This window comes from Methanosalsum zhilinae DSM 4017 (genome assembly GCF_000217995.1).
GTDB lineage: Archaea > Halobacteriota > Methanosarcinia > Methanosarcinales > Methanosarcinaceae > Methanosalsum > Methanosalsum zhilinae.
Window position 1 is genome coordinate 553,741 of record NC_015676.1, and the last position, 14,181, is coordinate 567,921.

The window sequence follows — 14,181 nt, forward strand, 5'->3', positions numbered from 1 at the left end:
AAATGGATAAAATGTATTCAATGCCAAAAAGAATAGGTGCAATCAAATTTGGTCTGATATCGCCACGCGAAGTCAGGAAAATGAGTATCACTCCAATAATAACTGCTGATACATATGATGATGACGGGTATCCAATTGATATGGGACTGATGGATCTTCGTCTTGGTGTAATTGATCCCGGTCTTAAATGCAAGTCATGTGGCGGAAGGGCTGGTGAATGTCCGGGACACTTTGGACATATTGAGCTGGTTGCTCCTGTGATACATATCGGATTTAACAAGACAATAAGAAAAATATTGCGTTCTACCTGTAGGAAGTGTAGTCGCCTCCTTCTTGAGTTTTCAAAAAAGGAAGAATATCTTGCACATCTTGAAACCTTAAAAGAAATCGGGCATTTGCCTGAAAGCTATATAAATGAAATATTTAAGGAAGCAAGAAAATCAAAGACGTGCCCTTATTGTGGTGAAGAACAGCTTGAAATTAAGTTTGAGAAACCAAGTGATTATATTGAGAATGGAGAGAAACTGACTCCTACTGAAATAAGGGACCGTCTTGAAAATATACCTGACGATGATGTGAAGGTCATGGGTATGAACCCTGAGACTGCAAGACCGGAATGGATGATACTCACAGTTCTTCCGGTTCCTCCTGTAACAGTCAGACCTTCGATCACTTTGGAATCAGGTCAGAGAAGTGAAGACGATCTTACACATAAACTGGTAGATATAATACGTATCAACCAGAGGTTTCAGGAAAACAGGGAAGCTGGAGCTCCGCAGCTTATTATAGAGGATCTATGGGAGTTACTTCAGTATCATGTAACTACATATTATGATAATGAAGTTTCTGGAGTACCCCCGGCCAGACACAGATCTGGAAGGCCTTTAAAAACACTTACTCAGAGATTAAAAGGCAAAGAAGGAAGATTCAGGGGAAGTCTTTCAGGTAAGCGTGTGAATTTCTCTGCACGTACTGTTGTGTCTCCCGACCCAAATCTTAGCATAAATGAAGTGGGCATTCCCTTTGAAATCGCAAAGCACATGACCATTCCACTAAAGGTAATTCCTCGAAATATGGAGATCTTAAGGAAATATGTTGCAAATGGGAAAACGATCTACCCTGGTGCAAATTATGTTATAAGGGGAGATGGTCGCCGTGTTAAGATAACTGAGAACAATGCTGAAGAGATTGCAGAAAAACTTGAGGTTGGATGGACTGTTGAGAGGCAGTTGATAGATGGCGATATTGTGATATTTAACCGTCAGCCTTCTCTGCATAAGATGAGCATAATGGCCCATACTGTAAAGGTACTTCCATACAAGACTTTCAGATTGAACCCATCTGTATGTCCACCTTATAATGCTGACTTTGATGGTGATGAAATGAACCTGCATGTCCTCCAGAACTATGAGGCTATTGCTGAGGCAAAAATCCTTATGCAGGTTCAGGAGAATATACTTTCTCCAAGGTTTGGTGGGCCTTTTATAGGAGGAATACATGATCATATATCAGGAATGTTCCTGCTTACCAGGAATGAAAAGCAGATCAATAAACATGATGCACTCGAACTTCTCAGAAAATCAGAAGTAAGAAGCCTACCGGAGCCTGCAGGATCAGGCGAGGGAGGTGAACCTTACTGGAATGGAAAGCAGATATTCAGTCAGATCCTTCCAGAAGGGCTTGATCTGGAATTCCCTGCTGAGGTCTGCATGAAATGCGATGTATGTAAAAAGTCCGAATGTGAACACGATGCCTATGTAGTAATCAAGAATGGCGAACTTCTGATAGGAACTATCGATGAAAGGGCAATTGGTGCATTCAAAGGCATTGTTGTGGATAAGATCGTAAAGGAATATGGTACCACCAGAGGGGCACAGTTTATAGATGATGTCACAAAGCTTGCAATTAGGGGAATAATGAGGACCGGTTTGAGCTTTGGAATAAGTGATGAGGATATTCCCAAAGAAGCTCAGGTACAGATAACAAGAAGTCTGATAACTGCTGAAGAAGAGGTTGGGAAGCTTATCCAGGCATATGAGGCAAAGGAGCTTGATCCATTCCCTGGAAGGACACTGGATGAGACCATTGAACTGAGTATTATGCAGAAACTGGGTAAGGCCAGAGATCAGGCAGGTAACATAGCAGGTAATTATCTAGGGCTTGAGAACTCTGCTGTGATAATGGCACGTTCCGGTGCGAGAGGTTCAATGCTAAACCTTACGCAGATGGCTGCATGTGTCGGCCAGCAGGCAGTTCGTGGAGAACGTATAAGAAGAGGATATTCTGGAAGAACCCTCCCCCACTTTGATAAAGGGGATCTTGGTGCCCATGCACATGGTTTTGTAAAATCAAGTTACAAGAGTGGACTAAACCCTACAGAATATTTCTTCCATGCAATTGGTGGAAGAGAAGGTCTTGTGGATACTGCGGTGCGTACATCACAGTCCGGCTATCTCCAGCGCCGTCTTGTAAATGCATTGCAGGACCTTGAAGTGCAGTATGATAGGACTGTAAGAGAGACACGTGGTGTAATTGTGCAGTTTAAGTATGGAGAGGATGGTATTGATAGCACTAAAAGTGACTACAGTAAGCCTGAATTTGTACACAGGGTCGTTAAGTCAGTAACCGGTAAAGAGGTGGTATAAATGGCCATAAACGAAGCTACAATTGATTCTATGATAAGTGGTCTCCCACTTCCTGATACTATGATATCAGTTCTCAGAGAGGATGCTATCAAAGCAGGTGTGACCAAAAAGGAACTTGAAGAGATCATCGAACGTCTTCTGGAAAACTATGACTATGCCTGTGTTGAGCCGTGTGAGGCTGTAGGAGTGGTATCTGCGCAATCCATAGGTGAACCTGGTACCCAGATGACAATGCGTACTTTCCACTATGCAGGTGTTGCTGAAATTAATGTCACTCTCGGTCTTCCTCGATTAATTGAGATCGTGGATGCAAGAAAGGAACCTAGCACACCAATGATGACAATTGCACTTGAACAAGAATATGCAACTGATCGGGACAAGGCCCGAAAGCTTGCCTGGGATATCCAGTCAACTCATATCGAACATCTGGCTGATGTAACAACAGATATGGCAAATATGCAACTTGTTATAGACCTTCATGAGAAGACCATGATTCACAGGGAAATCAATATTGAGGATATTGCAGACCGTCTTCGTGATGGCCTTGGGGTAAATGTTCAGATACCGGAAGTTCCTGATAACCAGATCATTGTAAAACCTAAAGAACCATCTTATAGAGAACTTCTCCAGCTTGCCAAAAAGGTTCATGGTATAACCCTGAAAGGAATAGAGGGTATTAAGAGAGTGGTTATTCGAAAGGAAGGAGATGAATACACTCTTTATACTGAAGGATCCATGCTAAAGGATGTCATTAAGATAGAAGGTGTCGATGCCTCTAGAATATATACTAACAATATAGGTGAGATATATTCTGTTTTTGGAGTTGAAGCTGCAAGGAATGCTATTATCCATGAAGCATCAGAGACACTGCGTGAACAGGGATTAACCGTAGATGACCGACACATAATGCTTGTTGCAGATATCATGACATGTGATGGCGAAGTTAAACAGATCGGTCGTCATGGTATTTCTGGTGAAAAGGCAAGTGTTTTTGCAAGGGCTGCATTTGAGGTCACAGTAAATCATTTACTGGATGCAGGTATGCGCGGAGACATTGATAAACTAAGTGGTGTAACTGAAAATATCATCGTGGGACAGCCAATAAAGCTGGGTACAGGTAATGTACACCTGGTTGCAAAAGGATATGGTTCTGAATAACCTGATTACAACCAGAAAGTAGATATAATGAATTGCTTATTAGAAATCAGACATATTAAACATTTAAGTTAACAGTTTAGCTATAAATAGAGTTGATATATATGGAAATCAATGTTGATAAATCACTGATTAAAGCCATTAGAACAGGCTCAGTCATTATTGGATCAACCCGTACTGTTGAAGCTGCTGAAAAATCAGAGGCTAAAATGGTGGTGCTTGCTTCTAACTGTCCTGAAGATATAAGAGAGAAGATTGAAAATACAGATGTTCCGGTGCTTAATTATTATGGAACAAGTGTAGAACTTGGACCAGTTTGTGGTAAACCGTTCACGATTGCAGCAATGGCTATAATGGATCCCGGAGAATCGGATATCTTAGCAGCAAAATAAGGAGTTGGGTTAATTGAGCGAGATCAAACTCACAACGGAAGGAATCAGGTATATTGCATTATTTGAAAAGGAAACAGGTGCTTCTATAAGGGACTGTATTGTAGATAATGATCGTATTATTTATGTTGTAAATGCCGGGGATATGGGAGCAGCCATTGGCAGAAACGGCGATCATATAAATAAAATAAAAAGAGCCGTTGATAAGCATATAGAACTGGTGGAATACTCGGATGATCCGGTTACATTCATTAAAAATGCCTTTGGCAATGTTTCTATCAAATCTGTAAAGATTCTTCCCAAAAAGGAGAAACAACTCGCTTATGTAGAAACATCCAATGTGGATAAGGGAATTGCTATTGGCCGTGAAGGCCGAAACATTGAAAAGGTTAAAATACTTGCAAACAGGCATCATGGAATCGATGATGTGGTATTGCAATAAATATGGATAATTTCATCTATCATGGATATTATTATTGGAGGAAATCATAAATGCCAACAGGAAAATATGCAGCAAGAAGATTAAAACAGATACGCAAGGATGCACGATGGAAAGATCGACGTTTCAGCAGGCGTACTCTCGGACTGGACGTTAAAGCCGATCCTCTTGGAGGAGCTCCCCAGGGCCGTGGTATTGTTCTGGAAAAGGTCGGAGTTGAAGCAAAACAGCCCAACTCTGCAATCAGAAAATGTGTAAGAATACAGCTGATCAAAAATGGTCGTCAGGCAACTGCATTTTGTCCAGGTGACGGTGCAATCAATTATATTGATGAACACGATGAAGTGACTGTTGAAAGAATTGGTGGTCGAATGGGTGGTGCAATGGGAGATATTCCTGGTGTACGCTTTAAGGTGACAGCTGTAAACAATGTCTCATTGCATGAGATGGTTATAGGCAGAAAAGAGAAACCAAGGAGATAATTATGTATAAACTGTTCGGAAAATGGGATATGGAAGAAGTGGAGATTACCGATCCTGGGATCAAAAGGTATGTGAATATCGATCCTATAATCATTCCTCACACGAGTGGAAAGCATGCCAGGCAGCAGTTCAATAAATCAGAGATCTCGATAATTGAAAGGCTTATCAATAATATGATGAGAAAAGAAATCAATACTGGCAAAAAACAGCTTACAATGCGTACTGTCGAAGAAGCTTTTGATATAATCCATGCAAAGACCAAGAAAAACCCGATACAGATCCTGGTTGAAGCTATTGCAAACGCAGGACCCAGGGAAGAAGTAGTTAGGCTCAAGTATGGTGGGATATCTGTACCCAAAGCAGTTGATACCGCTCCTCAGAGAAGGGTTGACAGTGCATTAAGATATATATCAATGGGTGCAAATCAGGCAGCTTTCAAATCCAGGCGATCCCTTGCAGAGTGTCTTGCAACAGAACTGATATCTGCTGCAAACCATGATGCAAAATGCTTCTCTATAAACAGAAAAGATTCAAAAGAAAGAGTAGCAAAGGCTGCACGCTGATATATCTATAATTAACAATAACGAATTAAAGGTATTAAAATGGGACGAAGAAAAAAAATGGTCGAGCGGGTAAAAACGCTCATGAGAAATCCGGAGAATGTCAGGAATATTGGTATAGTTGCACATATTGATCATGGTAAAACCACCCTATCCGATAATCTGCTGGCGGGTGCCGGTATGATATCCACTGAACTGGCAGGAAAACAGCTGTTCATGGACTCTGATGAAGAAGAACAGGCAAGAGGAATTACAATTGATTCTTCCAATGTTTCAATGGTGCACGAATATGATAATGAAGAATACCTGATCAACCTCATAGATACTCCCGGCCATGTGGATTTCGGTGGAGATGTAACACGTGCAATGCGTGCTGTTGATGGTGCAGTGGTTGTTATTGACGCTGTTGAAGGGACAATGCCCCAGACAGAGACTGTTCTCAGACAGGCATTAAAGGAACATGTAAAGCCTGTGCTTTTCATAAATAAGGTGGACCGGCTTATAAACGAACTGCAGGTAGATTCTCAGGAAATGCAGATAAGGCTTGGAAAACTTATTGATCATGTAAACAAGCTTATCAAAGGGATGAATGAAGAAAAATACAAAGCAGGCTGGAAAGTAGATGCCGCAGCAGGAACTGTTGCCTTTGGATCTGCTCTGTATAACTGGGCCATAAGTGTTCCAATGATGAAGAAGACAAGTGTCAGTTTCAATGATGTTTATGAATACTGTAAGGAGGGTGATATGAAAACACTTGCAGAAAAATGCCCCCTTCATGAAGCTGTCAATGATATGGTCATTCGATACCTTCCAAGCCCGATAGATGCACAGGAAGACAGGGTCAGTGCAATATGGCATGGAGATGTAAGCTCTGAGATCGGACAGGCCATGAAAAAGGCAGATGCAGATGCGCCACTTTCATTTATGGTCACGGATATTTCGATGGACCCTCATGCAGGTGAAGTAGCAACCGGCAGGATATTTAGTGGATCACTTTCAAGAGGTATGGAGACATATATTTCCGGAATTGCCCAGAAGAACAGGATTCAGCAGGTTGGTGTTTTTATGGGTCCTGAAAGGATTGAAGTGGAGAACATTCCGGCAGGAAACATTGCTGCTGTGACTGGACTTAAGGATGCTATTGTAGGTTCAACGGTAACTACCCTGGAAGGTATGACTCCTTTTGAAACTATCCGACATGCAAGCGAGCCTGTTGTTACAGTTGCAGTTGAAGCAAAACATATGAGAGACCTTCCTAAACTTGTCGAGGTTCTCAGACAGGTCTCAAAAGAGGATCCTACTCTCCAGATCACATTGAATGAAGAAACCGGGGAACATTTGATGGCTGGTATGGGTGAACTCCACCTGGAAGTAATTGCCCACCGGATTCAGAGAGATAAAGGCGTTGAAATCTCGACCACGCCTCCTATAGTTGTATACAGAGAGACTATACAGGGCAAAGCAGGCCCGGTCGAAGGTAAATCTCCCAACAGGCATAATAGATTCTACATTGAGGTTGAACCTCTTGATCCTGAAATAAGGAAAGCCATAAAGGAAGGCGAAATCTCAATGGACCTGCCGGAACTTGAGAGGCGAGAAAAACTGATGGCTCTTGGCATGGATAAAGATGAAGCTAAGGGAATTACCGAAATATATGAGAGTAATGTATTCATAGATGTCACTAAAGGTATTCAGCATTTGAATGAAACAATGGAGCTGATCCTTGAAGGATTTGAAGAGGTCATGAAGGGCGGTCCCCTCTCCAGAGAACCATGTATGGGCGTTAAGGTAAGGCTTGTGGATGCAAAACTTCACGAAGATGCAGTCCACCGTGGACCTGCACAGGTAATACCTGCTGCAAGACAGGCTGTTCAGGCCGCAATGCTTATGGCAAATGACACTCTCATGGAACCTTATCAGAAACTGTTCATTCAGGTCCCACAGGCCCAGATGGGCGGTGCTACCAAAGAAATTCAGGGCAGAAGAGGAGTCATTCTGGATATGGTCAGTGAAGGGGATATGACAACTATTTCATCAAAAGTCCCAGTCTCTGAAATGTTTGGATTTGCTGGTGATATCAGGTCGGCCACAGAGGGAAGATCAATGTGGAGCACTGAGTTTATGGGATTTGAACCACTTCCGACAAATATGATCAAGGATGTTGTCAGCTCTATCAGAGAAAGAAAGGGACTGAAGAAAGAGTTGCCACAACCGTCTGACTTTATAAGTGCCTGAAATATCTAATGACAGGTTTATATATATTGAACAGAATTTCAGAAAGGTTTAAACGTATAAAGAACAATTAGGCTCAAAACACATAGTTTGTTAATAGTAAGTATGGAGGATTAAGAAATATGGCACAGAAACCCCACATGAATTTAGCGGTTATTGGTCACATTGACCATGGTAAGTCAACACTTGTTGGTAGATTGATGTTCGAAACAGGTGCGGTTCCATCCCACCTTATAGAAAAGTACAAAGCTGAAGCACGAGAAAAAGGGAAAGAAAGTTTTGCATTTGCATGGGTCATGGACTCCCTGAAAGAGGAAAGGGAGAGAGGTATTACTATCGATATTGCTCACAAGAGATTCGATACCGATAAATATTACTTCACCATTGTAGACTGTCCCGGACACCGTGACTTTGTCAAAAACATGATCACAGGTGCTTCACAGGCCGATGCAGCTATTCTTGTAGTCGCTGCTCCAGATGGTGTAATGGCACAGACCAAAGAGCATGTATTCCTTTCAAGGACCCTTGGTATAAACCAGCTTATTATAGCTGTTAACAAGATGGACGATACAAAATACAGTGAAGACAGATACAACCAGGTCAAAAAGGATGTATCAAACCTTCTGGGAATGGTAGGGTTCAAGGCATCTGAGATTCCGTTTATTCCGGTATCTGCCTATGTTGGTGATAATATTGGCAAGAAGAGTGAGAACACACCATGGTATGATGGCCCTACAATTCTGCAGGCACTGGATGATCTGAAAGAACCGGAAAAAGCTGACAACTTGCCTCTCAGGGTCCCTGTACAGGACGCCTACACCATCTCAGGAATTGGTACAGTACCTGTTGGAAGAGTTGAAACCGGTGTTATGAAGAAAGGTGACAATGTTATATTCATGCCAACAGGTGCCAGTGGTGAGGTAAAATCAATTGAAATGCACCACGAGGAAGCACCTGAAGCACGTCCAGGTGACAATATTGGATGGAATGTTAGAGGTGTTGGTAAGACCGATGTAAGAAGAGGAGATGTTTGTGGTCACTCCAAGAATCCACCAACAGTTGCAGAAGAATTTACAGCACAGATCGTAGTTCTGCAGCATCCTTCAGCAATTACAGTTGGCTATACACCTGTATTCCACTGCCACACCACACAGACAGCCTGTACATTTATGTCACTGGATAAGAAACTTGATCCAAAATCCGGTCAGGTTAAGGAAGAGAATCCAACATTTATCAAGGCTGGAGACGCAGCAATCATCACTGTTAGACCCACAAGGCCGATGGTGATCGAACCTGTAAAGGAAATTCCACATTTAGGTAGATTTGCCATCCGAGACATGGGTATGACAATTGCTGCCGGTATGTGTATGAGTGTTAAGAAGAAAGAATAAACACTCCTCCTTTAACTTTTTTGGGAGAAAAACATGGCACAGAAAGCAAGAATAAGATTATCAGGAATAAGTCCAAAGAATCTGGACGGTGTTTGTGAACAAGTAAAAGCAATTGCCGAACGCACTGGTGTTAGTGTTGCAGGACCTGTTCCGCTACCCACTAAAAAACTCGTAGTACCTGCGAGAAAAAGTCCAAGCGGAGATGGTACTGCTACATGGGACCACTGGGAAATGCGTGTGCATAAAAGGTTAATTGATATAGCTGCAGATGAACGTGCACTCAGGCAGCTTATGAGAATTCAGGTTCCAAAAGATATCAATATAGAAATTGTTCTGCAGAACTGAATTGGTGATCTATAGTTATTGAATAATAACTATAGAAACACTAATACCAGTGTGTTGCAGTATTTATTTCTGTATAGTGCACTCTTTTTAATTTTACTATTTAATTCATTATAAATTTAAAAAATATATATCATTTTAGCAACTATTATACTTTTAGCTTTTAAAACTGTTACTGGTTTTATTTAAAAAAGAATACAGGTTTTAGCTGTACAATTTTGATTGTTATATATAGCATTGGATTGCGCAGCGCGATTGGAGGTAAAATATGGCTTTTGCGACAAAAATTTGGAACAAAAGGTAGGAAAAAATGGGTGATGTCGCGCTGCAATTAGTAGAATATGGTTATTATATAAAAAAGTTATTATAAATTATAAAATATCTGTCTCGTTAAGATGTTTAATATCCTGATGGGCCTGTAGTGTAGTGGACAGCACATAAGCCTCCGGAGCTTATATCCTGGGTTCAAATCCCAGCAGGCCCGTAAACTCACATCTATATGCTCAGAATCAATCAAGGTGGCTGGTTTAGTGGAATATGATATGGTAGTAGCTGGTGCCGGACCGGCAGGAAGCATTGCTGCAAAATATGCAGCTCTAAACGGGGCAAATGTCCTTCTAATAGAAGAACATGCAGCAATTGGTTCTCCTGTAGAATGTACCGGCCTGCTGGGTACACGTGCCATTTCTGAGTGTGATCTTGACCCATGCAATGATTTTATTCTCAATGAAATCAGTGGTACTTTTGTTTATTCTCCATCAGGTCAATGCTTTGATATTGATGGCAAAAGTGCAAAGGCCTATGTAGTTTCAAGAAAAGCACTCGATAAAAAACTGTTTTCTGATGCTATTGATGCAGGCGTTGACGTTTCTTTGAGAACAAAACTGGTAAACATTATCTGGTGTAATGATCACCAGGAACTGATAGTACTTCATAATGGGATAAAAAAGAAAATAAAAACACGTATGGTTATTGGAGCAGATGGAATCAAATCAAAGGTTGCTAAAATAGCAGGCCTTGGCAATGTAAAAGAGATCATTTCAGGGATTCAGATAGAAACGCCTTATAGATCAAAAAACAGCAATTTTGTAGAAGTATTTCCCGGTTCTGTGGCTCCTGGTTTTTTTGCATGGACCGTTCCAGTAAACCAAAACATATCCCGAATAGGTCTTGGTGTAAACGGCATCGAATCACCAAATGCACTTGAATATCTGAGATCTTTTCTAAATTCAAATCCCAATGTCATTGGCAGGCATGGTGATTCTTTACTGGATGTTGCAATTGGGGGAATACCTTTGGGTCCTCTCAAAAGAACCGTATCGGATGGGGTTCTTGTTGTAGGTGATGCAGCAGGGCAGGTAAAACCCACATCAGGTGGAGGTATTTATCCCGGTGCTATATGTGCAAAAATTGCAGGAAAGGTTGCAGCTGATTCTGTTTCAGATGAAGATACCAGCTCGGACTATCTTTGTCAGTATGAACAAAAATGGCGCAAAAAAATTGGCCCGGAACTTGAGATGGGAATGAAATTACATGAACTGGCAGAAAAATTCTCAGATGATGATTGGAATAATCTACTCCGGTCAATGGATAATGTACATATGAAAAAAATGATATCACAATATGGAGATATTGATAAACCTTCTATACTTGTTAAAGAAATGCTTACCCTGCGTAATTCATTTCATTTGATGGGTCCTTTAAAGTCAGTTATTCGTGCTGTTCTTTAAGTGTCCATGGCCTAACAATGATAATCTGGAATTGTGTTCTCTCTAAATACTCTATATATCTCTATAGAGAATATAATGAAAATAATTAAATACAACTCTTTATGTTAGAAGTCTAACTGATCCGTGACTTATGTTTCAGGTTTGATGTTAATGATAAAGCCACAAAAATTACCTGTATTGATAATTATTCTTGTTATGTTGACTACCTTTTTCCTCCCTGGCTGCCTGGAACGCCCGGATGATGATACCCGGATGATGATAAAAGGATCAGACACTGTTCTGCCACTTACTCAATTTGCAGCTGAAGAATTCATGCTAAAAAATCCGGACCTGACAGTTTCTGTAGCTGGAGGCGGGTCTGGTGTTGGAATTGCAGCACTTATTGATGGTGAGATTCAGGTGGCCATGTCATCAAGAGAAATGAGGGAATCAGAGATCGAAGAAGCAAAAAATAAAGGAGTAACCCCTGTAGAACACATTGTTGCTCTGGATGGTATTGTAGTTATTGTAAATCCGGAGAACGAAGTATCTCATTTAAGCCTTGAAGAACTCCGTGGAATATATAATGGTTCCATCAGCAACTGGAAAGATGTAGGAGGCGAGGACCGCAGAATCAGTGCAATAACCCGTGACAGCAGCTCAGGAACCTATCAGTACTTCAGGAGTGAAGTGCTAAAAAACGATAATTTCCGTCCAGATGCATTATCCATGTCTGCGACCGGAGGTGTTGTACAGGAAGTATCTCAGAACAGAGGATCCATAGGATATATTGGTTTTGCATATGCAACCGACAGAGTCAAAACTCTGGCTCTAGATACAGGTAATGGCCCTGTTGCTCCCACCCCTGCTACAATTGAGGATCGGGAATACCCTCTTGCAAGACCTCTTTACTATTATAGTCGTGATGATGCATCGGGAGTTACAGTGCAGTTTATAGATTTTCTCCTGAGTGATGAAGGTCAGGACCTGGTGTCAGAAATTGGGTATTTTCGTGTAGAATAAGGTTGATTATGATTTAAACCGTAACAAGTCTGTTAAAAGGAGATAACATGGTTTTTAAAAGGCAGCATAAAGAAAGATTACTTGAATCAACACTTTTTATTGTAGGTTCCATTACTATTATTATCCTTTTCCTGATATGTCTATTCCTTTTCAGGGACGCACTTATTCTTTTCAGAACCGAATCCTTAATTGACTTTATTTCTGGATCATTCTGGTATCCGACATCTGAACCACCCCTTTATGGACTTCTTCCGCTTCTTCTTGGATCACTGGTGGTAACTTTTGGAGCTATCTGCATATCGGTTCCTCTTGGAATTACATCGGCGATCTACATTTCAGAGATTGCGAATCCAAAAATTGCCGATTTTTTAAAACCTTTTGTTGAAATTCTGGCCGGAATACCTTCTGTGGTATATGGTTTTTTGGTCTTGTAGTACTTGCACCATATATTCAGAACCTGCTGGATCTTCCGACTGGCCAGGTGGCCCTTACAGGTTCCATCATGCTTGCAATAATGGCACTTCCTACAATCATCTCAATATCTGAGGATGCGATAAGTTCCATCCCCACATCTATGAGAGAAGGATCTCTTGCTATGGGAGCTACCAGATGGCAGACAATATATAAAGTAGTACTGCCTGCAGCACTTTCAGGTATTTCTGCAGCTGTGATGCTTGGAATGGGCAGGGCAATCGGAGAGACAATGACAGTGATGATGGTCACAGGCAATGCTGCAGTAATTCCGGGTATGCCTGAGGGTATCGTTGAGTCGGTCAGAACAATGACTGCGACAATCGCTCTTGAGATGGGAGAGGTGCCAATGGGAAGTGAGCATTATCATGCATTATTTGCAGTGGGTTCAGTACTGTTTATAATGACATTTCTGATCAACCTTATTGCAGACCTGATAAAACAAAAATACCGGTTTAAACTGGAGGGTTCCTGATGCGTTTGGATCCAAGAATCTCTGAAAAAATTGCATTTGCTCTCATAGGAATTTCCATCAGTGTCGTGATTTTTGCTGTAACTGTTATTCTTTATTATATTATATCCAATGGTTACACTGCACTCAGCTGGAGCTTTTTGACTGAAATGCCCAGAAGCAGGATGACCGAAGGTGGAATTTTTCCTGCGATTGTAGGTACCATTGCACTTATAATCGGCTCAATGCTGGCGGCTTTGCCCCTGGGAATCCTGGCTGCAGTGTATCTTAATGAATATTCGAAACCAGGCAGATTTAAATGGACAGTAGAGATGGCAATAAATAATCTAGCAGGTACACCTTCTGTAGTTTTTGGATTATTTGGACTGGCTTTGTTTGTAAGGTATTTTGGTTTTGGTCCGTCGGTGATTGCGGCATCATTGACATTGGCCATACTTGTGATACCTGTAATTATACGTTCGAGCCAGGAAGCATTGCTAGCAGTTCCAATGGAATACAGGCAAGCATCCCTTGCTCTTGGTATCACTCAATGGCAAACTGTTAAGAACATAGTTTTACCTGCGGCGCTGCCTGGTATAGTTACTGGATCAATATTGAGCATAGGAAGGGTTGCAGGAGAAACAGCTCCTATCCTGTTTACAGGTGCAGCCTATTTCCTTCCCCGTGTACCCAATTCAATATTTGATCAATTCATGGCACTTCCCTATCACTTATATGTACTGGCAACATCCGGCCTTGATATAACCGGAACAAGACATATCCAGTATGGCACAGCAATGGTCCTGTTGCTTATAGTTCTTGGAGTGAATTCCATTGCTATCCTTATTAGAAGACATTACAGGAAGAAATTGAGATTATAAATAGCTAAAAA

General features: G+C 41.3%; 14 protein-coding genes and 1 tRNA gene. All 15 read left to right on the plus strand.

All coding sequences use genetic code 11. From position 1 onward, the window contains the following. Positions 1-2 precede the first annotated feature (2 nt). Positions 3-2,645: a DNA-directed RNA polymerase subunit A' gene (locus MZHIL_RS02580; protein ID WP_013897814.1), complete on the plus strand. Its 2,643-nt coding sequence runs from the start codon at positions 3-5 to the stop codon at positions 2,643-2,645. 60 nt (positions 2,646-2,705) lie between these two features. Continuing rightward, positions 2,706-3,803 (plus strand): DNA-directed RNA polymerase subunit A'', encoded by a 1,098-nt coding sequence (gene rpoA2, locus MZHIL_RS02585; protein ID WP_394295825.1) that lies wholly within the window; start codon positions 2,706-2,708, stop codon positions 3,801-3,803. Positions 3,804-3,904: 101 nt separating this feature from the next. Continuing rightward, positions 3,905-4,192: a 50S ribosomal protein L30e gene (locus tag MZHIL_RS02590; protein ID WP_013897816.1), complete on the plus strand. Its 288-nt coding sequence runs from the start codon at positions 3,905-3,907 to the stop codon at positions 4,190-4,192. Between the two features lie 13 nt (positions 4,193-4,205). Further along, complete coding sequence (locus MZHIL_RS02595) at positions 4,206-4,631, plus strand: NusA-like transcription termination signal-binding factor (protein ID WP_013897817.1); 426 nt, start codon at positions 4,206-4,208, stop codon at positions 4,629-4,631. Positions 4,632-4,681: 50 nt separating this feature from the next. Beyond that, entirely contained in the window at positions 4,682-5,110 is a 429-nt protein-coding gene (locus MZHIL_RS02600; RefSeq protein WP_013897818.1) for a 30S ribosomal protein S12, read from the plus strand. A gap of 2 nt (positions 5,111-5,112) precedes the next feature. Further along, positions 5,113-5,673: a 30S ribosomal protein S7 gene (locus tag MZHIL_RS02605; protein ID WP_013897819.1), complete on the plus strand. Its 561-nt coding sequence runs from the start codon at positions 5,113-5,115 to the stop codon at positions 5,671-5,673. Between the two features lie 39 nt (positions 5,674-5,712). Then, positions 5,713-7,905 carry an elongation factor EF-2 gene (locus MZHIL_RS02610; RefSeq protein WP_013897820.1) on the plus strand — a complete coding sequence of 731 codons (2,193 nt, stop codon included), beginning with the start codon at positions 5,713-5,715 and terminating at the stop codon, positions 7,903-7,905. A gap of 119 nt (positions 7,906-8,024) precedes the next feature. Beyond that, complete coding sequence (tuf, locus tag MZHIL_RS02615; RefSeq protein ID WP_013897821.1) at positions 8,025-9,293, plus strand: translation elongation factor EF-1 subunit alpha; 1,269 nt, start codon at positions 8,025-8,027, stop codon at positions 9,291-9,293. 33 nt (positions 9,294-9,326) lie between these two features. Continuing rightward, positions 9,327-9,638 (plus strand): 30S ribosomal protein S10, encoded by a 312-nt coding sequence (gene rpsJ / locus MZHIL_RS02620; protein WP_013897822.1) that lies wholly within the window; start codon positions 9,327-9,329, stop codon positions 9,636-9,638. Positions 9,639-10,047: 409 nt separating this feature from the next. Further along, positions 10,048-10,119: transfer RNA gene (locus tag MZHIL_RS02625), tRNA-Arg, on the plus strand. A 46-nt stretch (positions 10,120-10,165) separates the two neighbouring features. Then, positions 10,166-11,365 carry a geranylgeranyl reductase family protein gene (locus tag MZHIL_RS02630; protein WP_157209618.1) on the plus strand — a complete coding sequence of 400 codons (1,200 nt, stop codon included), beginning with the start codon at positions 10,166-10,168 and terminating at the stop codon, positions 11,363-11,365. A 150-nt stretch (positions 11,366-11,515) separates the two neighbouring features. Continuing rightward, positions 11,516-12,367: a PstS family phosphate ABC transporter substrate-binding protein gene (locus tag MZHIL_RS02635; protein WP_013897824.1), complete on the plus strand. Its 852-nt coding sequence runs from the start codon at positions 11,516-11,518 to the stop codon at positions 12,365-12,367. A 47-nt stretch (positions 12,368-12,414) separates the two neighbouring features. Continuing rightward, complete coding sequence (locus tag MZHIL_RS10870) at positions 12,415-12,801, plus strand: hypothetical protein (protein ID WP_342626835.1); 387 nt, start codon at positions 12,415-12,417, stop codon at positions 12,799-12,801. Positions 12,802-12,848: 47 nt separating this feature from the next. Then, entirely contained in the window at positions 12,849-13,313 is a 465-nt protein-coding gene (locus MZHIL_RS10875) for a PstC family ABC transporter permease (RefSeq protein WP_342626836.1), read from the plus strand. Next, positions 13,313-14,170, plus strand: a complete 858-nt coding sequence (gene pstA / locus MZHIL_RS02645; RefSeq protein WP_013897825.1) for a phosphate ABC transporter permease PstA — start codon at positions 13,313-13,315, stop codon at positions 14,168-14,170. The genes MZHIL_RS10875 and pstA overlap by 1 nt, the downstream gene beginning before the upstream one ends. Positions 14,171-14,181 lie beyond the last annotated feature (11 nt).